The organism is Mesorhizobium waimense (assembly GCF_003601975.1).
GTDB classification, from domain to species: domain Bacteria; phylum Pseudomonadota; class Alphaproteobacteria; order Rhizobiales; family Rhizobiaceae; genus Mesorhizobium; species Mesorhizobium waimense.
Genome location: NZ_QZWZ01000061.1, coordinates 1 through 23,708, shown reverse-complemented (window position 1 = coordinate 23,708; position 23,708 = coordinate 1). Strand labels below are relative to the sequence as shown.

Below are 23,708 nucleotides of genomic sequence, written 5' to 3'. Positions count from 1 at the left end.
TGGCAAGCAACTTGGGCATTCCTTTCTTGCACGGCCAGAGTATTCCGTCGGCCAGATCATTGCAAATCCAATCGATCAGCCGCCAACCGCGGCATGTTGAGCAAGCCTCAGAAACCACGCCGGAAATAGGCCGATGCCGATGGTACCGGCAGCGGTGAAGGCGAGTGTGGCGCCGACCGCGGGCGTCAGCGCCGGGTCGAATGTGCCCTCCGGCTCGCGCATGTAGATCACCATCACGATGCGGATATAGAAGTAGGCGGCAACGGCGCTCAGCAGCACTGCGATCACCGCCAGCATGACGAAACCCCGCTCGACGAGTGCGACCAGCACGTAGAACTTGGCGAAGAACCCGGCTGTCGGCGGAATGCCGGCCAGCGAGAACAGATAAAGCAGCATCAGAAGCGCCAGTCCGCGATGCGACTTGGCGAAACCAGCGTAGTGCTCGATGACCTCGCCCGAGAAATCGCCGTTCCGCATCATGATGACGATGCCGAAGATGCCGAGGTTCATGAACGCATAGATCAGCAAATAGAGCATCACGCTGGCAACCCCGTCCGCACCGCCGGCCGCCACGCCGAACATGGCGAACCCGGCATGGGCGATGCTGGAATAGGCCAAGAGGCGCTTGAAATTGTCCTGCACCAGCGCCACGAAACTGCCGAGCGCCATCGTCACTACTGCAATGACCGCGACGATGATCCAGACGTCCGAGGCTGCGACCAGTGGGTTGAGGAACACCCGCAGGATCACAGCGAACCCGGCTGCCTTGGGCCCCACCGACATGAAGGCAGTGATCGTCGTCGGCGCGCCTTCATAGACGTCCGGCACCCACATATGGAACGGCACCGCGCCGACCTTGAATACCAGCCCCGCGACGATAAAGACCACAGCCAGGAGCAATCCGGGATCGAGCGGATCACCAGTCACCGCCGCAGCCATCCTGTCCAACTGCGTCGTGCCGGTGAGCCCGTAGATCAGCGAAACGCCGTAAAGGAAAATCCCGGTCGAGACCCCGCCAAGGATCACGTATTTCAGCGCCGCTTCGTTCGACCGCCGCTGCAGCCGCAGGAAGCCGGTCAGCACATAGGTGCAGAGCACCATCAGTTCGAGGCCTACATAGATCGACAGGAGGTCGGTCGCCGAGGCCATGATCATCATTCCCAAAAGCGCCAAGAGCAGCAGTACATAGTATTCACTGCTCCCGATCCCTTCGATCTCGGCATATCTTCGCGAAAGAAGGAATGTCAGAACTGTAGCCAGGTAGAACACGACCTTGAAGAAGACCGCGAAGCGGTCGGCGACGAACATGCCCGAGTAGGCCGGCCGGACTTCGCCCGCCAGCATGAGTGTTCCCAAGGCGGCAATCAGCACGACCGCGACTGAAGCCCAGACAAGGAAATGCTCCTGCTCCTTCCGTACAAACTGCCCTAGGATCAGCAGGATGCAGGCCCCGGTAACCACCACGATCTCGGGCAGGCTCGCCAGAATCGACTGGAAAAGCGCGGCGGCGGTCACTGGGCGCCCCCCTTGCCGTGCACCTGCGCTAATAGATGCTTCACCGAGGCGTCGATGATTTCGAGAAAGGGCTTGGGATAGAGTCCGATCCAGACAACGAAAACGGCTAGCGGCAGGATCGCCGCTATCTCGCGGGCGTTCACGTCGCGGATCTTGAACCGCACGCCGATGCTGGCCGGACCAAGCGCGACTTTCCTATACATGCCAAGCAGATAGGCCGCTCCCAGCAAGGCCCCAAGAACGGCGGCGGCGCCGACAGCGAGGTTGGCTGCGAACGCGCCTGACAGCACCAGCAACTCGCCCACGAACGAATTCGTCCCCGGCAGCGCCATCGACGACAGGGCGAATAGTGCAAGAAACGCCGTATAGACCGGCGCCGCCTTCATCAGCCCACCATAATCCGAGATGCTGCGTGTGTGGGTCCGCTCGTAGATAAGACCCACGGACAGGAACAACGCGCCAGTCGTCACGCCATGATTGAACATCTGCAGGATGCCGCCCTCGAGCCCACGGAGGTTCAGCGTGAAAATCCCCAGCGTCACCAAGCCCATGTGGCTGATGCTGGAATAGGCCACCAGCTTCTTCAGGTCGTCCTGCGCCAAGGCGAGCAACCCGCCATAGACGATAGCAACAGCCGAAAGGACCTGCATCAGCGTCGAATAATGCACCGTCGCCTCGGGCAGCATTGGCAGCGAGAACCGCAGGAATCCGTAGGCGCCCATCTTGAGGAGCACGGCGGCGAGGATGATGCTGCCGGCCGTCGGTGCCTGCACATGGGCGTCCGGCAGCCAGGTGTGGACCGGGACCATCGGCACCTTGACCGCGAAGGCGATCAGAAAGGCGAAGAACAGCCATGACTGGATCTGGAACGGCAAATCCTGCGCCATCAGGGTGCGGATGTCGAAGGTCTCACCACCGTGGAAATAGAGTACGATGACACCGACCAGGAACATCAGGCTGCCTGCCAGCGTGTAGAGGAAGAACTTGAACGCCGCATAGACCCGGCCGTCGCCACCCCAGACGCCGATGATCAGGTACATCGGGATCAGCATCGCCTCCCAGAAGACGTAGAACAGGAACAGGTCCAGCGCGCAGAACACGCCAAGCATCAGTGCCTGCATGGCCAGCAGGCTGACCATGAACTCCTTCACCTTGCGGTCGATCGCAACCCACGAGGCAAGCACGCAGATCCAGCCCAACAGCGCGGTCAGGAACACGAAGGGTGCGCTGATCCCGTCGATGCCAAGTGCGTATGTGATCCCTAGCGCGGGCACCCACGGGCGCGTCTCGGTGAACTGCATCTCATGGGTAGAGGTGTCAAGGCCGCCCAGCATGGCGATGCAAAGCGCGAAGTCGAGGACAGTGACACCCAGTGCCATCCACCGCACCACATTGTCGTTCCGGATAAACATCAGCGCCGCCGCCCCGACGGCTGGCGTAAACACGATGAGGCTAAGCAAAGGGATCGTCATCGCGCCCCCTACCGCCACGCCACTGCGAATACGGCGATCCCCGCGATCACACCAACAATCATCGCCAGCGCGTAATGGGTCACGACGCCGCTCTGGAGCCGCCGCAGCGCCCCACCGCCGAGCAGAATCGCGCGAGCGACGGCGTTCACCAAAGCGTCCACGCCGTGGAGATCGATCCGCAGTCCTGCCAGTGCCATCCCGTGCAGAAAGGGCAGCGCCGCAGTCTCGGACACATCGCTCACCGCCTTCTCGTAGCGCGCCAGCGGTTTTTCGGCGAGCCACATGAAGCGCCGCGCGCCTATGCGGTAGAACCAGTCGGTATCGATGCTGATCGTATTCTCGGGGTCGAGCGCCCTGAGGAAGATAACGAAGCCCAAGGCGGTGAACATCAGCACGCCAAGGCTCTCGGTGACATGGACGCCGGTGTAGGGTTCGAAGTCGACCGGATGGGGCAGAAGCGCGTAGAGCGTCTGCGGGAACACCCCGATCGCAATGCAGAGCACCGCTGCCATGCCCATCGCAACCAGCATGTTGCGCGGCGGTTCTCGCGCTTCCAGTCCTTTGTCGGTGCCGAAGAACATGTAGTAGGGGAGCTTGAGCCCGGTGTGCAGGAACGTCCCTGACGACGCCATTGTCAACGCCAGCACGACCAGCGCGCGATGATCCTGTCCGGCGGCGGCCACCACCATCGACTTGGTGACGAAGCCTGAAAAGAACGGGAATGCCGAGATGGCGAAGGCGCCAACCATGTAGAGCGCAAGGGTTACCGGCATGGTTTTGTAGAGCCCTCCGAGTTCGGTGAGCTTGCGCCGCCCGGTGACGTGGATCACCGCCCCCGCGCCCATGAAGAGGAGCGCCTTGTAGAGGATATGCGCGAACGCATGGCTGACGGCGCCGTTTACCGCCATCTCGGTTCCGATGCCGATGCCCGCCACCATGTAGCCCACTTGGCTGACGATGTGATAGGCTAAGAGCCGCCGGCAATCATTCTCCAGCACCGCGTAGATAACGCCGTAAAGCGCCATCACAGTGCCGAGCCAGACAAGAAGATCGGTCCCTGGAAACGCCCGCGCCAGCACATAGACGGCGGTCTTCGTGGTGAACGCGCTCATGAATACGGCCCCGGTGACGGTCGCTTCAGGGTAGGCGTCGGTCAGCCAGGCGTTGAGTGGCGGCACGGCGGCGTTGAGTATGAACCCGGCAAGGATCAGGCAGGTGGCGAGGCCCAGCCCTTCCTCGATCGGGCCGAAGAGCAGCGAACCGGTGGCGAACCCATGGAGAATGATGCCGCCAAGCAGGGCAACGCTGCCGGTGATATGGACCATGAGGTAGCGGAACCCTGCGCGGAGCGCCTGATCGCTGCGCTGGGCAAAGATCAGGTAGGCAGAGGCAAACGTCATACCCTCCCAGAACAGGAACAGGGTCAGGTAGTCGCCGGCGAACACTACCCCGAGCGCGCTGCCGACGTAGACGAACGCCGCCACATGCTGTCCTGCGTGCGTCAGATGCAAGGCATAGACCATGCCGATCAATGCCATGATGCTGAAAACGGTGGCGAAGAGGATGCTAAGCTTGTCGACCTTCGCAACAATGATTTCCTGCTGGATGAACCGCGCCGCGCCGTAGTCGCCAAGCTGCATCGTGAGCACGGCCAGGATCGCCAGCGTTGGGATCAGCAGCACATAGGCCTTGCGGACTGACCCTTTTAAGAGGGGGATAGGAAGCGCGCCGAGAATGAACAGCAGGCCGGGATGGACGAAGTCAGTCATAATAGTCCTCGCGCCGCATCAGCCCGCACTGATGGCCAAAAAACTTGGACACGAAGATCAGAAGCACACAGGAGCCGAAGCCGTAGAGGGCAGACCAGCCAGGCAGCCGCTCCCACAGGTATTCGGCGTGTTCGCGGAAGACCAGAAAGTCGGCGATGACGATCAGGACGAGCACCAGATAGAATAGCCGGCGACGCCTTTTCGCATGTCTCTCATCGCCAAAGAAATCGACGACGCGCTTGATCATCTGACGACTCTTTCCGCCAAGGCGAGGAAATAGCCGGGGAAGATGCCCATCGACACCGACAGGATGGCGGTCGCGACCAGCGGGATCGTCAACATCGGAATTTCACGAACGGTCGCCGGACATTCCTGCTCCTCCGTCCCGAAAAAGGCGACATAGCTGACCGGCAGGAAATAGGCGGCGTTCAGGACCGAACTTACCAAAAGCACGATAAGGAACGAGGTCTCTCCGGCCTCCACCGAGCCGAGCGCCAGATACCACTTGCTGATAAAGCCCGCAGTCGGCGGCACCCCGATCATGCTGAGCGAGCCGACGAAGAACGCCCCCATCGTCCAGGGCATCCTGCGGCCGATGCCGGCCATGTCGCTGATGTTCCGCTTGCCAGACGCGCAATAGATCGACCCGGCGCAGAAAAAGAGCGTGATCTTCGAGAATGCATGCGCCGCGATGTGGATGATCCCGCCAACCATCGCGGCCGGCGACAGCAGGACCGCGCCCAGCACGATGTAGGAGAGCTGGCTGACCGTCGAATAGGCGAGCCGTGCCTTCAGGTCGTCCCGCGTCAGGGCGTAGATGGACGCCATCAGGATCGTGAACGAGGCCACATAGGCCGTGGCGATGCCGAGCCCCAGCCCGCCTACCAGTCCTGTGCCGAAGACGTGGAACACCACGCGCAGCAGGCAGAACACACCCATCTTGACGACGGCCACCGCATGCAAGAGCGCGCTAACCGGTGTCGGCGCCACCATCGCGGCAGGCAGCCAGGCGTGCATCGGCATCACCGCGGCCTTGGCGAAGCCGAAGAGATAGCAGAAATAGACGACGGTCAGCAGCGGCGCCGAGGCGTCGACCCCCGCCAGCAGCCCCCCCGGCACAAAGTCGAGTGACCCGGCAATGTGGTAAGTCAACGCCAGCGCGGCCAGAAGCACGCTTTTCGACGCGCCCATCAAATAGACGAGGTACTTGCGGCTGCCCGCCCATCCCTCCTCGTCCTCGTGGTGGTAGACAAGCGGATAGGTAACGAGGCTCAGCACCTCGTAGAAGATCACCAACGTGAACAGATTGGCGGCAAAGGCGCCGCCGGCGGCCGCCGCGAGGCTGGCGGCGAAGCAGGCGAAGAACCGGGTCTGCGCATGCTCATTCAAGTGCCGCATGTAGCCGATGGAATAGATCGACGCCACGATCCACAGCAGCGACGAGACGGTGGCAAATACCATGCCGAGCGCATCGACACGGAAAGCGAAGTCGATCCCCGGCAGAATCTCGAACAGGCGCAAATCGACTGTCCCGCCCGCCAGCACCGTGGGCGCCATTGACGCGACAATTGCGAACATGGCGATCGCGGCCAACGGCGAGACGGCATCGCGAAGTTTCTCGCGTTTGCTTAGAAGGAGAACCGCAAGGGCCGCCAGAACTGCGACGGCAACGGCAAGCAGCGGCCGGATCGATATCACCGGCTATCCTTTCATCATGGTCACTTCGTCGACCTTGAGAGTGGACTTGTTCCTCGCGAGGGCGACCACGATGCCGAGGGCAACGGCAACCTCCGCCGCAGTGATTGCGATGACGAAGATTGCAAAAATCTGCCCGCGGAAGTCGTCGTGGTAATGCCCGAAAGCGATGAAATTGATGTTGACCGAGTTGAGCAGCAGTTCCAGCGACATCAGTACGACCAGGATATTGCGCCTGAGCAGTACGCCCGCCGCTCCGATCACGAACAGGACCACTCCGAGCACGATATACCACCAGAGCGGCACCATCACTGCGGCTCCTTCCGCGCCAGCATGATGGCGCCTACCAGGGCCGCCAGCAGGATGACGGAGGCGACTTCAAACGGCAGGAGATAGTCGGTGAAAAGCGTCTTGCTGAGCTGCCTGACCTCACCACCGGTGCGCATTGCGACGGGCTCCGCGACCGAAAAGCGGTCGCTCCTGAGCACTAGTACAAGCATCTCGATCCCAAGCAAGCCGAGCAGCACCAGAACAGGCAGGTTGCTGCCCGGCAAGAACCGCTGCGACACCGCTTCGCGCACATCAATCATCATGATCACGAATAGGAACAGAACCATGATCGCGCCGACATAGACGAAAATTTGGATGACCGCGAGCAACGGTGCCTCGAGCAAGACGAAGATCGCCGATACCTGCAGGAAACACGCCATCAGCGCCAATGCGCTGTGAACTGGATTCCGCGCCAGGACCAAGGTCAGAGCCGCGACTACGGACGCCGCAGCGAACAGAAGAAAGAACCCCTGATCCATCGACGCCGCTCCTCCGACGCGAACTGTCACTTGGCGCGACAGGGCCGGACTTGAGATAGCTGTCCACTTCCGTTCACAAATTGTGCCCTAGTATCGGATTTTTCACAAGATTATCGTGGTCTGGCGCTACGCTAAACTCACTGCACATAATCGAGAGCGCAGTGCGCCAGCTCAATTTCCGGGTTGCCTCGGAAGAGTTGGGTGTCGCGAGGGTGCTGTTGCCAACAAACACTAGGCTTGGAAGAGGCGCTGACATCAAACGGTTTGCCAGGCAAGGTGGGCGCTGGACCGGGGTTCGGCGCACGCCAGTCGATGCCTTCGATGAGCATGGCCAATTGCGCCGGCGTCAGCATCATAGTGCCGCCGGGCTCCGCCAGGGCAGGGCCAGACCGACCGCAATGCCAAGGCCGATGGCCAGTCCTGTGACGAGATTGCCGCTCTGGGCCGCCCATTACGATCCCGGCGGGCGATACCGGATCGACTTCGCCTTCCCAAGGGCTTCCATCGTCTCTTCGACGCTTAGGAGAACGGTGGTCTCGTACGAGCTGAGCGCTCCCCCCGCACCGATGGCAAGCACGACCGATGCCATCGACACGTTGTCTGGCGCCTCCCACAGATTCCAGCCATCATGCTCTCCAAAAGCGTACCAGAATCCGTGAAGCTTTCCGCCCACCGACTCGATGTACGAACGGGCCGCCTCGCGTCGATCCTAGGGGTTTTTGATCAAGCGCGCCCAGGTCTCGGGCGTATAGCTCAATCGCGAGAGATACATTGGCATGGTTCGCCTCTTGGGTCGCCGCCTAACCGGCTTGCGGGTAGGTTCACCGGTGACGAAATATGCGCTCAAGCTAATTTAAGCGCAGTATCATAACCGCTTAGGCATCCAGGCTATGCATTGTTCGAGGCGTTCCAGCTGAGCTTTCTGCCAGCGAAGCTCGTGACCAACGTTTTGCAACTTGGCTTTGCCTCTGGCGGCGGACGCACTGATCAGTTCGCATTCAAGCTGAGCGATTCGATCTCGCACCTGCTGAGCTTCAGCCTGCCGTATATCTCTAATCCAACCTGGGCCACGCATATTCAAGGGGTAGCATTTGAAAACTAACGCCGGCAGTTTCGAAAAACTCGAATTTTAACCATCGCAAAAATCACCGCCCTCATCGAGGCCAGAATAATCTTAATCGACTTGGTAACGGCCTATTCAGCGCCAATGGCTAAAGAAACAATATGACGCCGCGCACCAAGCGTATTCTGGGCAAATCATTGGTCGTGACGACGATTGCAGTCGTTGCGACCTTCGGTCTGTCGTTTACGGCTAGGCTTGCGTTGCAGATGCCGATCGACTGGCTGAGTTGGGTCGAATGCACCTTCATTCCCATTCTGATCGGAATGCCGGTCAGTGCCTACATCTTCGCTCAGTCCGAAACGATCCAGGAAACATGTGACAAGTTGGAGAAGTCGCATGCTGCCCTGAAAGAGGCGCACGACCGGCTCAACTTCGTAACCAGCCACGATCAGATGACGGGGCTCCTTAGCCGCGGTGAATTCATCGCAAGGATGGACAGAAGCCGCGATGAAGGAGAATGCGACACGCTTCTCCTGATCGATCCAGATCACTTCTCCTCGATCAATGACGAGCACGGACATTCCAAGGGTGACGAGGCTCTGGTTCGGATCGCGAAGGCGCTCGTCTATACGACTCGCCCAGGCGACTCAATTGGCCGCCTTGGTGGGGAAGAGTTTGGGGTCTTGCTACGCGACGTGCGCAAAGAGCAGGCGATTACCATAGCGGAGAACATCCGTCGGCTTGTCGAAGGGGGGCCTTGGGTCAAAGGGCAACAAAATGGCGTGAGGGTGACTGTCAGCATCGGCGGTGCGGAAATCCCTCATAATGCAGATCCTCAGGATGTCCTCCGTGCTGCGGGGCGGTGCGTATTTGCAGCGAAACAACGTGGGCGGAACCGCGTTTCGTTCGACCATGAGGCAGCCAAGTTGCGAGTCATAACGCCGTAGCCGATCTCGCTTGGGAACTGATGGAAAAAGCACTCGGTGGTCTGGTTGTGCTGACAGTTTTAGGCGCGGCGGTGGCCGTTGGCGCGATGTTCGCTACTTCAATCGCGGTCCTCTACCATGGGCAAAGGTTCAGGAATGTAGTGGAAGGATCGCGGTCAGGCGGCATTCATCGTAAACTGTGACGCCGGACCGGTGCTTGCTGATGCTCGCGGCAGGCGGTGCTCGTCAGTGTGCTCAACATCACAACCTTAAGAAAGTTTATCGCGTATCAGCAGGTGCCGCTTGCGCGACCTGCTGGTCGTGATGGCAAAGGAGATCGGCGACAAGGTGAGGGTCGAGACGATCACGCCGAAGCCGAAGCGTTAGATAGCTGCTCGCTTTGCCGCCTTAATACATGTTCATGAAACGCGCTTAAAATGCCCCTCTTGGGAGCGCTCTATGCCTACAAAGACACTCCGCGGCAGGATGCCTATCGCCTGGAGCGCGTCGACGGCGAAACGGTGGAAGGTATAGCCGTCTTTTACACGACGGCCGAAGCGAACAAGGTCATCAAACATCTGGACCGGCGCTACCGCTTGATGCTGGGCGACAGGCAGATATGGCCTCCTGCTGATGGCAATCGTCGCAAGCGGGCCGGAAATATCTTTCAGCCGACGGAACGTTTTGTACCCGCCTGATGTTATAACCTTGATCCCCGCATAGGGATCATAAAGGGCCTTGTCCCCTCTTGGCCCGAGTTTGAGTCCGCTGCCTCCCCGGCAGCGGACCCGACGCATTCAGTGGGCAGCCTCTAAAATGCTAACGATTTAGCTCGACTGAATACGACCGTGCCGTCGTCTTTGCGGACTTCCACCGCTACGATACCGTCATTCTGCTTTCGAGCGGGAAACGTCGCCAGCACGTGATCTCTTGCGGCTTTCTCGGCACCCGAATGGCGTCTTTTCGACGATGCCCTGTTTCCCGTACCAAATCACCGTGAAGGCCACCGCTGCGATTCTCCCTCTGTAGGCGCTCCATCGCGTCCAAGGCGCGCGAAGCGGCCAAGGGGTCTCTCTTACTCCGCCGAACCGTTGTTGCCAAAAGGTGAAGCGCTCGGCACGCACTGCAGCGACCAATCGGCCGGCGCTGGCTGCTTCTGATATTCGGTGATGGCGGCAGCGCATTGTTCACGCGTCCAATCCCCTGCGGGCCGGTTTCAGCCGCCGGTATGCGTCTTGTCTCCATACGAAGTGGCCCAGGCCTATCCTCGAAGGGCTCCAGGCTGAGCGGACGGAGCTCAGTGGGCGGACGAGCCTTGGCGAGGTCGCTTCAGAGGCACACGGTCTGCCCCTTGCACCGGCATTGCGGATCGCCCTACCGTGACACTCTGGATCTTGTTGAGGGAATCGACCAGGCGCCTCCGCAAGGATTGTTCGCGGACGTCGGGCAGGTCCATGAATATCTCGCATTTCAGATGCGCGATAATCCTTGACATCGCCAAGTCGTGAGAGAATTATCGCGCATCTGAGATGCGAGATAATCCCTTGCTTCATCTTGTTGGCGAAACGATAGACGCCAAACGCGCGCATTTGCGCGCGCAAGCAGGCGATCTGCTTCAACTGGTACGCGGCATATATGTCGACGCCGCGGATGATGTCGAGGCCATGATCCTGGGCCACGCGGTTCGGATCGCACGCTACCTCTATCCGACTGCCTATCTGTCATCGGCAAGTGCGGTCCTCCTCAGGCCCACGCCAGACGGACGGCTTTTTATTAGTGGGCGACGCAACCAGCGCACGCGCTTGCGCACGCTCGAGATCGTTCAGAACGAGGCGCCGACGCGCCCTTCAACGGTCAGCGTCGTGGTCGGAGATGACCTTGGGGAGTTGCGCACCGATGCTTCATCTCCGCGGCAGCGCTTCCTGGAAGCCTTCCGCCTACGAAGCGAGCACGCGAGTGCGATAACCGACCCTATGCGGGCTCAAATGGCGGCGCGTGTCGTCGAGGAATTTGGATCGCCGCAAGCTGCTGCGGACGCAGTCTGGACACTCGCTCGCGAGAATGGCTGGTATCGGGAAGGGGAGGGGGCAGAACGCTATCTTCTGGCCAGAGCCGACGCGGACAAGATCGCAAGCAACAAGGCCGCATTGGAGTTTCTTGTTGCTTGGCACGGAATCCCGCTCGGCCAGCTGACCCATGACGGCTTCGAATGGCGATGGAGACCCGCAGACCGAACAGGTGGCCCACCACTCATTCGCGAGACGATACCCGGCAGACTGCCGCCGTTCATCGAGTCGCTCTTACCGGAGGGGTGGCTCGCTCAGGTCCTGCATCAGCGCGACGAGCGCGACGTGCTCAAATCGGGCAGGCGCTATATGTCGAACATCGCTATCGTCAAGAATCGTGCAGAACTAGCCAGGCTCCCCGCTGACATTCTGCAAGGTGAGCTCGTGGCCTTCTCTGAAGCCGGCCGATTCACCGGCCGCTATGCAGGACCGGCGCGGAGCGAGATCGAAGATACGTTCGAGCAGAACCTGGCAAGGCTATTCGCCAATACCCAGACGCCACGCCTATCAGGAGTCCAGATCAAAGCTCCTATGTGTCTGACGCGGGCGGGTGCGCTGGTGCCAGCGGTGGAGCAGCCTTTCACTCATATTCTTAAGCCTGCGGGCACGGCGGGCTTCGAGACACTACCCGTGGTCGAGTGGCTTTGCCTGGAGCTTGGCAGGGCCGCTGGGTTTGAAGTTCCCCCCGCCGCGTTGATCGAAATGCCCGATGGCATGCCGCCGGCGCTTGTGGTCGAGCGCTTCGACATCCGACGCAGCGCTGGCGATCACAGTATGCTGGCGATGGAGGATTTCTGCTCACTCCTAGAGCTTCCGCCCTCCGCCAAATATGACGGTACGATCGAGCGCATGGCGCGGGGACTTCGGCCGCTATCGACAGATCCACTGAATGATCTCGACATCCTGTTTCGGCGTGCCTTGTTTGCCTGGTTCATCGCCGACGGCGATATGCATCTGAAAAACCTGGCGCTGCTAAAGATTGCCAGGCCCGGATCGCATCGGTTCGAGACGGTGCGATTTGCACCGCTCTATGATGCCGTAACGACCCGCGTGTTTCCTGGTCTTTCTGGCGACCGCATGGCGTTAAAGCTCAATGGAAAGGACGATCGTCTGACACGTCAGGACTTTCTCACGCTTGCTCGAACAATCGATTTGCCGGCCACCCGAGCCGAAGCGGTGTTGTCGGATATGGCCGTGCGCCTCGGTGACGCGGCAAAAGGCGTGGCGCTGCCCGAACGATTTCGCGGGAGGGCGATAGAGACCTCCGAAGACGCTATACGCGGCATCATTATACAGCGGGTTGAGGCTTTCCAATGAAGACGATGACACTGATGGATGACCCAGGCGCAAGGCCGGCACCGGCCTAGTCACCTTCCTCTATCATCATTTCTGGACTCGCCTGCCTGACTGACGCATTCTTTCGGCGGAGGGCAATCGGCTGCGTGTCGTTTCAGTAAGCGTCGAAGCCATGGCGTTGATAGCCGGGCTATCAAAAAGAGGCAGGTATCACAGTCCGCGGCGCTCACACGCGTATAGTAACCTTCAGAGTGCTTGCATCTTCATGTCCACTTTGTGAATGAGGGTTACTTATGCGAGAATTGACAAAGAATATCGATGCCGACGTTGTGATTGAGATCGGCAAGTTACTCGATGAGCGTCCTCACTCCACACCGGTTCCAGTGCATAAACTCGCTGTGTTGGTTCGCCAGAGGGTCAAGACCGGTTTGCCCGATAATTCCATTGAAGAGTTGATCGTTGAAATGGCCACAACGCGGCAACTAGCAATGGCTTTCGACCTGCCAGGGGAGGACAATGTTGTGTCCTTCCCGGTGAGGCGATAAATCGGTGACAGTCGCCAACTCCAATCTGTTGCCGATTCCGGTCTTTCCTCAAAAGTCCTGTTTTTGTTGATTTAAAACTCAATGCGGAGGTGCCTAGGGCAATCGAACCATCTTAGCTGCAATCGCATTGGCGTCCGAGGCATTTCCGGTGTCGGTTAGCGATGCGGTCCCAGACGCCCCACGTTCCATCGACTTCAATGTGGCAGTAGAATCTGTGTTGGGATTGTTCCATGCGGGTAGACCCCTGCACATTGGTTTTGGCTCCGCCTTGTCGGCGCAAGTGGTTAATGCCGCAGGCTTTTGATGGAACATTAGCCAAATCTAAAGTTCATGTTGGGCGACAGACATCGGCTCCGATGACTGTTGAAGATCAGGCCTCCGATCGGCCCGTGTTCTCCGCCAGAGGCGCGGGCTTCTCTCTGGTGCGGGCGCAAGAAATGTACAAGCAGGTGACGAGCTACGTGACCCCGACCGTGACCGGCACGCCCTTGGTCAGCGTCCATCGTGGAACCTGCATTGCGAAGGGGGCCGAAACGCGAGAAACTCCAGCGATGCCGGGGTTTGCGTTGGCCTGCTGGCCAAGGTTTAGCCGTCGAAGCAGCCTGGTCATCTGCTGCTTCAACCATCCATCCTGTCCGTATGGGAGAGCACGTAGCGCACGGAGGTGTAATGGTCGATCTCCGAGCGGCCGATGCCGAGGTCCTTCAGCATGTAGTCCGGCATTGCATGCAGCGCGGCGCGTTCGCGGCGCATCTTGATGCCATGATACGCTAGGCGCAGAGCGCGGCCGGCGAAGCCGAGCAGGTCGAACTTCGTCCGGTCGGTTTCGTAGCTTGCATGATCCATCGTAGTCATTGTCATCTCCATGCTTTGCGACGCGACCATTCGCGTCGCCGACGAGAGGACAATGAAGGACGACGGGGGGAGCGAGCATTGGAGTCCCCGTCGAATTTGACGTGGAATTCGTAGTGTTTCGACCTCTGTCGCCACATTGCAGGTTTCAGTGTGCTATGCGCGGGCCACGGGCTCCCACCCCTGAATCGCGTTTCGATCACAGTGACGACATGGTGAGCAGCAACATGGTCAAACGCAGGCTTTGGAGTACTCTGGGCGTTCTGCGTTCTCGTATCTGAACGACCGCAATGGGTCGACACGCGTCAGTCCTGATGGTGAACCGTAGGTCCGGAGATGGCGCAATGCTATTCAGCAGCCTTGGGCCGAAAACGGTCCGCTCTCGAGATAAAAAGCCGACCTTTGCATCCAGCGTTGTGCCGCCCGCTTTGCGCCCCATATCGGCCGTTGAGCTGACCCAAGCCGCACTCCAAAAGCCGACATCCGAGCGAACAGGAGAGTTGGCACGTTTGCGCCAATTGCCGGCAAGACCTTAAGCTGGCTCCAACAAACCGAAGAAGCCCACGATGCGAGTCAGTCTTTTTTGCTCCGCATCGAGAAAGGCAATATCCAGGCCCTCGGGTAAAGACGATCCGTCAGGCATCACAAACTTCCACGCGAAGCGAGCTACGTCGTGATGAACATTCACGTTGCTGGTCCGCACAATGCGGGCCCCCGGAAACTTGCTCTGGATACCTGCGATGTGGGCTAGAAGTTCTTCCCTGCCGATAGCGTGAACGGTTGGGTCGGTATACGTTGCGCCATCGCTCCAGATGGGCAGCAGCAGCGCCAGCCGCTGCTCCGCGTTCTCGCTGGACCACGCCGCACAATACGTGTCGATGAGATGCGCCAAAGGCATGCTACTTCCCTACTGCAAGGAATTGTGAGAGCGCGGCGAAATCATCATGCAAATGGCCGGCCGCTGTGGCCCGTTTGATTATCGCATCGTAGCCGTCGATAACTGAACCGTCGATTTTGCGGGACCGCATCAATTCCATCAAGTGCTGCATTGATCCTTGGTGGATGGAGATCGATGAGAGCGTTTCGTTATCGCTGACAAATCGGCCAGCGCTCGTCCGCTTGATGAGGTCGGCCACAAGGCCGTCAACGACTGGCGCCGTCGCGGACCATTGCCGCGCCAGTTCATCGAGTTCGATCTCTTCGGACTGACATACGGCGATTGCATGGAGTGTCCCGAACAGAGCGCCCCACATGAGAGCCAGTAAGGCGCTATCCAACGCGTTCGCCCGTCCTGGTTCTTCGCCAACATGCTGAACATTGCCGCCCAAGGCGCGAAACACATTGCCATGCGTGTCGAAAGCCGCCCTTGGCCCAGCAAGCAGAATGGTCCCAGCGTCCGTACCGATATAGTCCGGCGTCGCCATGATCACGCCATCAAGGTAGCTGGCGCCGCGCCTGGTATACCATTCTGCTGCTTCCCGAGCGCCACTCGGCGTCCCAGATGTCAACTCCACGATCACCTTGCCGCGCATGGCTGAGCCGATGGCGTCATTTCGGAGCAGCGTTTCCGTCGCCTCATAGTCGCTGACATTCACAATGACGATCTCGCTTGCATGCACTGCTTCGTCGATGGAGGGCGCAACGATCGCGCCCAGCTTGGCCAGCGGATCGGTCTTCTGTCGTGTTCTGTTCCAGACCGTCGTCGGATAACCCGCCTGAAGCAGGCTGCCGGCGAGCGCCGACCCCATTCGGCCCGTTCCAATAACCGTGATTGAACTCTTCATTCCCCACTCCATATCAATGACTGCGTGCGACCACGTTTTGCTGTGATCTTCCTGGGAGATAAGTCAAAACGACTGGTGTGCGATACGCACCAGGGCGTTAGTGGTCACCCGAAGGTAAGGAGGGCGCGATGAACAATTCGGCGGACAACGGCTTTGCAGCGGCCATCAGGATGGTCGAAGGAAAGTGGAAAGTAGACATACTTTGCGAACTCGGAACGGCATCGCGCAGATTTGGCCGATTGAAGCAGGCGCTTTCTGGCATCAGTGAGAAGATGCTGGCGCAACAATTGCGGGAATTGGAGGCCGACGGCCTTGTTGACCGAAAGGTTTTTACCGAGGTTCCAGCGAAGGTAGTCTATTCGCTGACAGAACGCGGCGCGGGGCTCAACGCAGCAGCAGGTTCACTATGTCGGTGGGCCGAGCAATTCGGTCTTCCCAGCTGCACTGAAATCGCCGATGGCGCACACCCGGATGCCCGCTAAGGGCCAATTCAAGACCTCTGCGTCTTTGGCCAGAATGTCCGCTATTCGCCTAGCGGAATCTAGAAGCTGTCGGTTACGCATCGTGAATCTGACCATATCGTATCGTGCGAACATTGAAAGCCATCGCAATGACTCGGTTCAAAATGCCGGAGCACATTCCTCCAGCGACAAGGATCGAGAGGGTCTGCAAACCACCAGATTGGATTTGTCCCAACGATCGAGCTCGCTGAGGACCGCTTTGCCGATCTTGATGTAGGATGGACCGATCCGCATCGTTCTCCAGTTCCGCAGTGTACCTTCGCTGACTTGGCCACGGCAGCGGGCAACGACTACTTGGGCAGAATGTCGTGTGCAAGCTCCGCCACACCTTGGATGAGAGAAATGCGCAGGTCTCCGCGCCGGCGGCAACGAAGGATGCGGCCTTTCGATCAAGATAAGGGATTCCATCGAAGCCGCTGCCTACGTGTCTACGTCGAGGTCTCTCGATTATGATCTGATCGGTCGACGACTGTTAACGGTCAATCTCTCCAAACACGATGTCGAGCGATCCGATGATTGCAGCGACATCGGCGATCATGTGACCTCGGGACAGAAAATCCATCGCCTGCAGATGGGCAAACGACGGCGCGCGTATCTTGCATCGATAAGGAACATTGCCCCCGTCCGAAACCAGATAGACGCCGAATTCTCCTTTTGGCGCCTCTACGGCGGCGTAGACTTCTCCGGCCGGCACATGAAGCCCTTCGGTGTAAAGTTTGAAATGGTGGATGGTCGCTTCCATCGAGCGTTTCATCGTCGCACGCGGCGGCGGCGTGATCTTCTGGTCCGGAATCGCGACCGGACCCTGGCCTTCCGGAGACCGCAATTTTTCTAGGCATTGCTTCATGATCCACACTGACTGGCGCATTTCCTCCATGCGGACGAGATAGCGGTCATAGCAATCCCCGTTCTTGCCGACAGGAATGTCGAAATCCATCTCAGAGTAACATTCGTATGGCTGCGCCTTGCGTAAATCCCATGGGGCGCCTGATCCGCGCACCATCACGCCGGAGAAACCCCAGGCCCAGGCGTCATCCAGCCCGATTACCCCGACATCGACATTGCGTTGCTTGAAAATGCGGTTGCCGGTGAGCAAACCGTCGAGGTTATCGTAGACCTTGAGGAACGGGTCGCAGAAGGCCCAGATGTCGTCCAGAAGCTTCGGAGGCAGGTCCTGGTGCACGCCGCCGATCCTGAAATAATTCGCATGCATGCGGGCGCCGGAGGCCCGCTCATAGAAGACCATCAGTTTTTCGCGCTCCGCGAAACCCCAAAGCGGCGGGGTCAGCGCGCCGATATCCATCGCCTGTGTGGTGACATTGAGAAGATGCGACAGAAGTCGGCCGATCTCGCAAAAAAGGACACGGATGAGCTGTCCGCGCCTGGGGACCGCTATTTCGAGCAGCTTCTCGGCGGCGAGGCAGAATGCATGCTCCTGGTTCATCGGCGCCACGTAGTCGAGCCGATCGAAATAGGGCAGGGCTTGAAGGTAGGTCTTGTGCTCTATGAGTTTTTCCGTGCCGCGATGGAGCAGTCCGATATGCGGATCGGCGCGCTCGACGATCTCGCCATCCAGTTCGAGCACCAACCGAAGAACGCCGTGTGCAGAAGGATGCTGCGGCCCAAAATTAAGGGTAAAGTTGCGTACTGAGGCGTCAGCCATGACAGTCCTCCGCCATGTAGACTTTGGCTTCTTTACCGGGTCAAAGCCAACTGGCTGGTCTTATGTGGCGCCTGATCTTCGGATCATGTCGTCGTCTGGATGATCAGCGTCAGGGTCCCATCGCCGTCGATGTTGGCAGCGACAACCTGCGAAGAATTGAGCCCAAGCGCCGCCAGCGCCGACATTGCCTGCGGCGATGCATCGATCGAGCTTTGCAGCCGAAGCAAATCTTCGGCGCTGGTCTGGGCGATCACGGCATCCGCCTGTGCCTTGATTTCTGTAGGCAGATCCTCGACCGCGACGATCGCCACACTGTTGAAAATCTGACCAGACGAACTTTGATCGGGTGGGCCTTGGTCTGGCAGAGCTTCCGGCACCGTGGGCACGGCAGGAGAGAGCTGCGGAGTTGTTGATTGCGCGTAAACTGGTAAAGCCAGCGCCAACCCAAAGGAGGTGGCAAAGGCCGTCAACATGCGCATGATCGTTCCTTCGTTTTTGCTCGAAGAGGATCACCTTGGTGAGGACACAACCATCGTCGCGAATTATGGTTCCCGACCGTCCCAGCTATGGTCGGTGAACAACTCGATCAGCGGGGCCGTGCAATCGCGAAGAATGGGCTTTGCGTTACCGGGCTTTCTCATCGATCTAGGGCCGAAATCAGCCTGATAGTTTGCCAGCGTACCGCCGGCCCAAAGAACGGTTTCCGCAGGTCTTCTACGTGAGGACGCGTCGGGCGAACGCCAACAGCGAAATAGCCCGGCCCAAGGGAGCTAAATGACGAGCTATTGCAATAAGCCGGAGTGAGCAGAACCTTCTGCAGGCATCGATCGTTGGGTTTCTGTGATCGGCTGCGACGATAGGAGCTAGGCGATGCTAGTAAAAGATCAGGAGGCTGCGGCGACGCTTTTGATGGACCCGAAGGTTCATGGGATCGCCGGCCCGGTCGAGGCAATCGAGACGCACATTTCGCGCATATTCCTCGCAGGTGACCGGGCCTATAAAATGAAGCGTTCGGTAAGGCTGCCTTACGTTGATTTCTCGACGCCGACACTCCGGCTCGCTGCCTGCGAGAAGGAAGTGGAGCTTAACTCAAAAACCGCGCCGGGACTCTATCTCGGCGTACGGCACATCACGCGAAAGCCCGATGGCAAGCTCGGTTTTGACGGAACCGGCGAACTGATCGATGCAGTGGTCGAGATGGTTCGCTTCGATCAGTCGAATCTGCTGGACAAAATGGCTGTGGCCGGTGACCTCACGCCCACGCTCATGACAGCGGTCGCGCGCATGATTGTCCAATACCATCGCGGCGCACCGGTCATCCACATCGGTAGTGGTTCGTCAAACCTGGCCGGCGTACTCGGCATCAACGAGACCGGCTTCGCCACCAGTGGCGTGTTTGGCGAGACTGAACTCGACGCCTTTGGGAAGGCGTTCCGCATCGCCCTAGACCATCATTCCAAACTGCTCGACCGCCGTGAGGCAGTGGGCAAGGTCCGTCGGTGCCATGGCGATCTGCATCTGCGCAATATCTGCCTCTTTCAAGGTGAACCGCGACTCTTCGACTGCATCGAATTCAATGACCAGATCGCCAGCATCGACGTGCTCTACGACCTTGCGTTCCTGCTGATGGACCTTTGGCATCTTGGCTTTCCGGAACTCGCCAATCTTGTGATGAACCGCTACCTCGACGAAGCTGACGACGAGGACGGCTTTGTCCTGTTGCCCTTTTTCATGGCGGTGCGAGCTGCGGTACGCGCGCATGTCACTGCGACACAGGTCGAGGAAGGCAGTATCGACTCCGAAAAACTGATCGACGAGGCCAGATCCTATTTCGAGCTTGCCCGAACGCTTCTCCAGGGGAAGTCCCCTCGGCTGATCGCGATCGGCGGCCTGAGTGGTTCCGGCAAGACGACTGTTGCCGAGGCACTCGCGGCACACGTCGGCGCGCCACCTGGTGCCCGCATTGTCGAGAGCGACCGCATCCGGAAGGCCATGCATGGGGTGCCGGCCGAAACGAAGCTCCCAGGCAAGGCCTATCGTCCCGAGGTATCCGTGCGCGTCTACCGCGAGATGGCGTGGCGCGCCGGCCTGATCCTTGCCGAAGGTGGGCCAGTAGTGGCTGACGCGGTCTTCGACAAGTCGGTCGATCGCGATCGCATCGAAAAGGCTGCGCGCGAGCGCGCACTTCCCTTCCTGGGTGTCTGGCTGGAAGCCGACCCTGTCGTCCTCTGGCAGCGGGTCAGTGAGCGCAAGGGCGGCTCCTCCGACGCCACCGTCGACATCCTCTCGCGGCAATTGCAGCGAACCGGCAATCAGATTGCTTGGCTCAGGGTCGACGCCGAACGAAAACCCGTCGACATTGCGGCAGAGTTGGCGACCAATAGCCTTCAGGTGCAGAAGCGGTAATCCTTGCGGAGCGCATCAAGACCCGCCGCTCCATTTGCGAAGCGGCGGGGCCCCATCTCATCCCCATGCCGTTTCGTCAGGGAAGGGGTTTGTGAAGCGCGCGCTTCAAATCGTCGACGGTGAGGGTGCCGGTTTCAAACAGGTGCATCACCCTTCGGCCGAGCTGTTCTCTGCCGGGGTCGCCGTTCGCCAAGCCCAACTCACGGCATCGATCGTCCAGAGCCTTGGTAGTGAAGCTAGATCTTTGGGGCATGCTGTGCCTTGAAGCGACATTTGCATCTCTCCCATGCGGGCGAAAGCGCGCGGCGTCTTTCACGCGCATCCGGCTCGCCGTGCGAGTGCGAACGGCTCGGCGTCGAGGGAGCTGGCATCGAAGATCTCGACAATCTTGGAAAAATCCGTCAGCGACCGCGTGAGGTGGTCGATCTTGTAGACGACCACCACATCGTTTTTTTGTCCCGGATGTCTTGTAGGAGACGCTGCAGGGCAGGGCGTTCCATCGTGCCGCCCGAGATGCCGCCGTCATCATAGTGGTCTGGTACCGGCTTCCAGCCTAGACCCACCTGCGATGCGATGAAGGCTGCACAGGCTTCGCGTTGGGCATCGAGCGAATTGAATTCTTGCTCCAGTCCCTCTTCGGTCGATTTGCCAGTGTAGATGGCACAGTTGAGACGCGGGGTCGTCGTCATAGCCCAAAGAACCTTGGACCAGACCAATGGGCGCCGGTAATGCGGCGAGCGACAGCCGACAGCGATCGGTTCGTCTTGCCGTCAAGCATGAAGCCCTCGTCGATAACGTCGACGATGTGCATTCGGCCATTCCACTCCCGCATAAGGCGAGAGCCGACCTTTGGCGGAATAGATCGTGGCGGCGACGTCAACGCCGGCGGCAAAATCGATATAGCGCTTGCCGTCGACATCCCAGAGTTCGGCGTTCTCGGCCCTATGCTCGTATATCGCGCGCGTCGCCACACCGCCTGTGAAGACCTTTTTGAGAGGGCGCCAAGGCCGGTCCTGGGCCTATGCTGGCCCGCGACTAGACGATCCGCAAATTCCTGATCGGGCGGCCGGGTGTCAGCGCCTCGGCCGCAGCGATGATGCCACGGGCGTCGATGCCGAAGTGGCGGTAGAGGTCGGCGATGGTGCCGGTCTGGCCGAAGTGCTCAACGCCCAGCGGGCGTGTGCGGTGACCGTGCACGGATCCAAGCCAGGCCAAGGCTGCTGGGTGGCCATCGATGACGCTGACGATGCCGCAATGCGAGGGCACGTTTTCCAAAAGCCGCTCTATATGGCTGCGTGCGTGTGAAAGGCCGTTATCGCGGGCGCGCTGCGCTGCGGTCCAGCCCGCGTTGAGCCTGTCGGCCGAGGTCACGGCGAGAAGGCCGACATCGCGGCGATCCTCCGCCATCAGACCGATCGCTTCGATCGCTTCCGGTGCGATTGCGCCGGTGTAGGCAACGACGATCTGAGCGTTGGGACCGGGCTTGCGCATCCAGTAGGCTCCGTTGAGAATCTCCTCCTCCAGCTCGGGCGTGATCGCGCGGTTCGGCTGCTCGATCGAGCGCGTGGACAGGCGGAGATAGACGGAACCGCCGGTGGCGTCGCGGAGCCACGTCACCCTGTCCGATTCAGTCTCGCCCGACCGCTGCATGTATTCGAACGACCAGCGCATTATCACGGCAAGCTCGTCGACGAAGGCAGGCTCGAAGCTCGCCAAGCCGTCCTGGGCCATGCCGATCAGCGGCGTGGCGATCGACTGGTGCGCGCCGCCTTCTGGTGCGAGGGTTACGCCAGACGGCGTTGCCACCAACATGAAGCGGGCATCCTGATAACAGGCATAGTTCAGCGCATCGAGCCCGCGTTCGATGAACGGATCGTAGAGCGTGCCCACTGGCAGCAGGCGCTCGCCGAAAATCGAATGCGACAGGCCAAGTGCCGACAGCATAATGAACAGGTTCATCTCGGCGATGCCAAGTTCCACATGCTGTCCCTTTGGAGAGAAGGTCCAGTTGTATGTCGAAGGAATGCGCTCCGCCTTGAACAGATCGGCCATTTCCTCGTGAGCGAACAGACCGCGGCGGTTGACCCAGGCGCCGAGATTGGTCGACACCGTAACGTCCGGAGAGGTGGTCACAATGCGGCTGGCGAATTTCGTATCGCCCTTGGCGATCTCATGCATCAGCAGCCCGAAACCCTGCTGCGTCGACATTGCGGGCTGGGCGCTGAAGTTGAGGCGCTCCGGCACCTCGATGACCGGCGCGCTGTAGCGGCGGCGGCCAGACTGCACGAAGGGTACACTGCTGAGGAATTGCTTCACCGTCGCTTCCGGCAGGTCGATACCTTCGAATGGGTTCCATTCGCGGCCCTCGCGCACCTTCATCGACTTGCGCAGGGTATCGACTTGAGTAGGGGTCATCAGTCCGGCATGGTTGTCCTTGTGTCCAGCAAGCGGCAAGCCGAACCCCTTGATGGTGTATGCGATGAAGCAGGTCGGGCGGTCATGTGTTCTCGCCTGCTCGAACGCTTCGAGAATCGATGGCAGGTCGTGGCCGCCCAGATTGCTCATCAGCCGCGCGAGATCATCGTCACTGCGTCTCTCGATCAACCGCGAGACGTCACCTTGATCGCCAAGGTCATCGAGCAGGCGCTTGCGCCACGCCACCCCACCCTGGAAAACCAGGGCCGAGTAGAGCTGGTTGGGGCAGGCGTCGATCCATTCGCGCAGCTTCTCGCCGCCTGGTTCGGCGAAAGCCGCCTGTTGAAGCATGCCGTGCTTCAGGATCACGACATCCCAGCCGAAGTTGCGAAACATCGACTCGAACCTCGCCCATAGTCCCTCGCGTACCACCGCATCAAGGCTTTGCCGGTTGTAGTCGACGATCCACCATGTGTTGCGAAGACCATGCTTCCAGCCCTCGAGCAGAGCCTCGAAGATGTTGCCCTCATCCATCTCGGCGTCGCCGATCAATGCCACCATTCGGCCTTCAGGACGGCTGGTCCCGAGGCCTTTTGCGCGAATGAAATCCTGCACCAGCGAGGAGAAAAGCGTCTGCGCCACCCCGAGCCCGACCGAACCGGTGGAGAAATCGACGTCGTCGACGTCCTTGGTGCGCGATGGATAGGATTGCGCGCCGTTGAAGCCGCGAAAATTCTCCAACTTCTCCCGAGTCTGATTGCCGAACAGATATTGGATTGCGTGGTAGTCATCTGAATCTAAATTTCGTGGCATAAGGATTGTTCCGCCTTCTGGCAGAAGCGTTTGACGGAGGCGAGAATGTCGTCTGCGGACTTGGTCCATCGATATGGCTTGGGGTTCTCGTTGTGGCG

At 59.5% G+C, this 23,708-nt stretch carries 23 protein-coding genes and 3 pseudogenes; 7 read left to right on the top strand and 19 right to left on the bottom strand.

Annotated elements, in window-relative coordinates; translation table 11 throughout:
• Positions 1-75 precede the first annotated feature (75 nt).
• The 9 genes and pseudogenes from D3227_RS36050 to D3227_RS36010 form a co-directional block, all read right to left on the bottom strand.
• The gene (locus D3227_RS36050) at positions 76-1,515 is read right to left on the bottom strand and encodes an NADH-quinone oxidoreductase subunit N (RefSeq protein ID WP_120018877.1); all 1,440 of its coding nucleotides are present in this window, start codon (positions 1,513-1,515) and stop codon (positions 76-78) included.
• On the bottom strand, positions 1,512-2,987 hold the full coding sequence (locus tag D3227_RS36045) for an NADH-quinone oxidoreductase subunit M (RefSeq protein ID WP_120018876.1): 1,476 nt from the start codon (positions 2,985-2,987) through the stop codon (positions 1,512-1,514). The genes D3227_RS36050 and D3227_RS36045 overlap by 4 nt, the downstream gene beginning before the upstream one ends.
• An 8-nt stretch (positions 2,988-2,995) precedes the next feature.
• Complete coding sequence (locus tag D3227_RS36040) at positions 2,996-4,756, bottom strand: Na(+)/H(+) antiporter subunit D (RefSeq protein WP_120018875.1); 1,761 nt, start codon at positions 4,754-4,756, stop codon at positions 2,996-2,998.
• Positions 4,749-5,003, bottom strand: a complete 255-nt coding sequence (locus tag D3227_RS36035; protein WP_120018874.1) for a hypothetical protein — start codon at positions 5,001-5,003, stop codon at positions 4,749-4,751. Before D3227_RS36035 ends, D3227_RS36040 begins: the two co-directional genes overlap by 8 nt.
• Positions 5,000-6,454, bottom strand: a complete 1,455-nt coding sequence (locus D3227_RS36030) for a monovalent cation/H+ antiporter subunit D family protein (protein ID WP_120018873.1) — start codon at positions 6,452-6,454, stop codon at positions 5,000-5,002. Before D3227_RS36030 ends, D3227_RS36035 begins: the two co-directional genes overlap by 4 nt.
• A gap of 3 nt (positions 6,455-6,457) precedes the next feature.
• The gene (gene nuoK / locus D3227_RS36025) at positions 6,458-6,760 is read right to left on the bottom strand and encodes an NADH-quinone oxidoreductase subunit NuoK (RefSeq protein ID WP_120018872.1); all 303 of its coding nucleotides are present in this window, start codon (positions 6,758-6,760) and stop codon (positions 6,458-6,460) included.
• Entirely contained in the window at positions 6,760-7,260 is a 501-nt protein-coding gene (locus D3227_RS36020) for an NADH-quinone oxidoreductase subunit J family protein (protein WP_120018871.1), read from the bottom strand. Before D3227_RS36020 ends, nuoK begins: the two co-directional genes overlap by 1 nt.
• A 137-nt stretch (positions 7,261-7,397) precedes the next feature.
• Positions 7,398-7,616 (bottom strand): hypothetical protein, encoded by a 219-nt coding sequence (locus D3227_RS42350; protein WP_208646549.1) that lies wholly within the window; start codon positions 7,614-7,616, stop codon positions 7,398-7,400.
• A gap of 95 nt (positions 7,617-7,711) precedes the next feature.
• Positions 7,712-8,038 (bottom strand): annotated as a pseudogene (locus D3227_RS36010) (GYD domain-containing protein).
• A 117-nt stretch (positions 8,039-8,155) separates the two neighbouring features.
• Here D3227_RS36010 and D3227_RS42025 point away from each other — a divergent pair.
• The 5 genes from D3227_RS42025 to D3227_RS35980 all read left to right on the top strand — a co-directional run bounded on the left by D3227_RS42025 (position 8,156) and on the right by D3227_RS35980 (position 13,156).
• Entirely contained in the window at positions 8,156-8,362 is a 207-nt protein-coding gene (locus D3227_RS42025) for a hypothetical protein (protein WP_167481011.1), read from the top strand.
• A 122-nt stretch (positions 8,363-8,484) separates the two neighbouring features.
• Positions 8,485-9,270 carry a GGDEF domain-containing protein gene (locus tag D3227_RS36000; protein WP_120018869.1) on the top strand — a complete coding sequence of 262 codons (786 nt, stop codon included), beginning with the start codon at positions 8,485-8,487 and terminating at the stop codon, positions 9,268-9,270.
• A gap of 425 nt (positions 9,271-9,695) precedes the next feature.
• Positions 9,696-9,947 (top strand): hypothetical protein, encoded by a 252-nt coding sequence (locus tag D3227_RS35995; RefSeq protein WP_147377775.1) that lies wholly within the window; start codon positions 9,696-9,698, stop codon positions 9,945-9,947.
• An 831-nt stretch (positions 9,948-10,778) separates the two neighbouring features.
• Complete coding sequence (locus D3227_RS35985; RefSeq protein ID WP_120018866.1) at positions 10,779-12,632, top strand: type II toxin-antitoxin system HipA family toxin; 1,854 nt, start codon at positions 10,779-10,781, stop codon at positions 12,630-12,632.
• Positions 12,633-12,904: 272 nt separating this feature from the next.
• Positions 12,905-13,156, top strand: a complete 252-nt coding sequence (locus D3227_RS35980; RefSeq protein WP_120018865.1) for a hypothetical protein — start codon at positions 12,905-12,907, stop codon at positions 13,154-13,156.
• A gap of 457 nt (positions 13,157-13,613) precedes the next feature.
• Here D3227_RS35980 and D3227_RS42020 read toward each other — a convergent pair whose 3' ends face one another.
• From D3227_RS42020 to D3227_RS35965, 4 genes are all read right to left on the bottom strand, one after another.
• Positions 13,614-13,778 carry a hypothetical protein gene (locus tag D3227_RS42020; protein WP_167481010.1) on the bottom strand — a complete coding sequence of 55 codons (165 nt, stop codon included), beginning with the start codon at positions 13,776-13,778 and terminating at the stop codon, positions 13,614-13,616.
• Positions 13,775-14,011: a YjiS-like domain-containing protein gene (locus D3227_RS35975; protein ID WP_167481009.1), complete on the bottom strand. Its 237-nt coding sequence runs from the start codon at positions 14,009-14,011 to the stop codon at positions 13,775-13,777. Before D3227_RS35975 ends, D3227_RS42020 begins: the two co-directional genes overlap by 4 nt.
• A 529-nt stretch (positions 14,012-14,540) precedes the next feature.
• The gene (locus D3227_RS35970) at positions 14,541-14,906 is read right to left on the bottom strand and encodes a nuclear transport factor 2 family protein (RefSeq protein WP_120018863.1); all 366 of its coding nucleotides are present in this window, start codon (positions 14,904-14,906) and stop codon (positions 14,541-14,543) included.
• A 1-nt stretch (position 14,907) separates the two neighbouring features.
• Complete coding sequence (locus D3227_RS35965) at positions 14,908-15,852, bottom strand: NAD(P)-dependent oxidoreductase (RefSeq protein ID WP_281035028.1); 945 nt, start codon at positions 15,850-15,852, stop codon at positions 14,908-14,910.
• Between the two features lie 68 nt (positions 15,853-15,920).
• Here D3227_RS35965 and D3227_RS35960 point away from each other — a divergent pair, with 68 nt between their 5' ends.
• Positions 15,921-16,274: a winged helix-turn-helix transcriptional regulator gene (locus D3227_RS35960; protein ID WP_120018861.1), complete on the top strand. Its 354-nt coding sequence runs from the start codon at positions 15,921-15,923 to the stop codon at positions 16,272-16,274.
• Positions 16,275-16,412: 138 nt separating this feature from the next.
• On the opposite strand, the pseudogene D3227_RS43305 reads toward D3227_RS35960, so the two are convergent.
• From D3227_RS43305 to D3227_RS35945, 3 genes and pseudogenes are all read right to left on the bottom strand, one after another.
• Positions 16,413-16,604 (bottom strand): annotated as a pseudogene (locus tag D3227_RS43305) (DNA-binding protein); the annotation flags it as partial.
• 181 nt (positions 16,605-16,785) lie between these two features.
• Entirely contained in the window at positions 16,786-17,976 is a 1,191-nt protein-coding gene (locus D3227_RS35950; protein ID WP_120018860.1) for an NADH-quinone oxidoreductase subunit D, read from the bottom strand.
• Between the two features lie 83 nt (positions 17,977-18,059).
• Positions 18,060-18,455 (bottom strand): hypothetical protein, encoded by a 396-nt coding sequence (locus D3227_RS35945; protein ID WP_120018859.1) that lies wholly within the window; start codon positions 18,453-18,455, stop codon positions 18,060-18,062.
• A 391-nt stretch (positions 18,456-18,846) separates the two neighbouring features.
• On the opposite strand from D3227_RS35945, the gene D3227_RS35940 reads away from it, so the two are divergent.
• Entirely contained in the window at positions 18,847-20,382 is a 1,536-nt protein-coding gene (locus D3227_RS35940; protein WP_120018858.1) for a bifunctional aminoglycoside phosphotransferase/ATP-binding protein, read from the top strand.
• A gap of 357 nt (positions 20,383-20,739) precedes the next feature.
• Here the strand turns inward: D3227_RS35940 and D3227_RS35930 are convergent.
• From D3227_RS35930 to D3227_RS35920, 3 genes and pseudogenes are all read right to left on the bottom strand, one after another.
• A pseudogene (locus tag D3227_RS35930) lies at positions 20,740-21,071 on the bottom strand (recombinase family protein); the annotation flags it as partial.
• Positions 21,068-21,214, bottom strand: coding sequence for a DUF2924 domain-containing protein (locus D3227_RS35925; RefSeq protein ID WP_342634042.1), 147 nt, complete (start codon positions 21,212-21,214; stop codon positions 21,068-21,070). The gene D3227_RS35925 and the pseudogene D3227_RS35930, both read right to left, overlap by 4 nt.
• Before the next feature lie 203 nt (positions 21,215-21,417).
• Entirely contained in the window at positions 21,418-23,610 is a 2,193-nt protein-coding gene (locus D3227_RS35920) for a transketolase (protein ID WP_245452065.1), read from the bottom strand.
• Positions 23,611-23,708 lie beyond the last annotated feature (98 nt).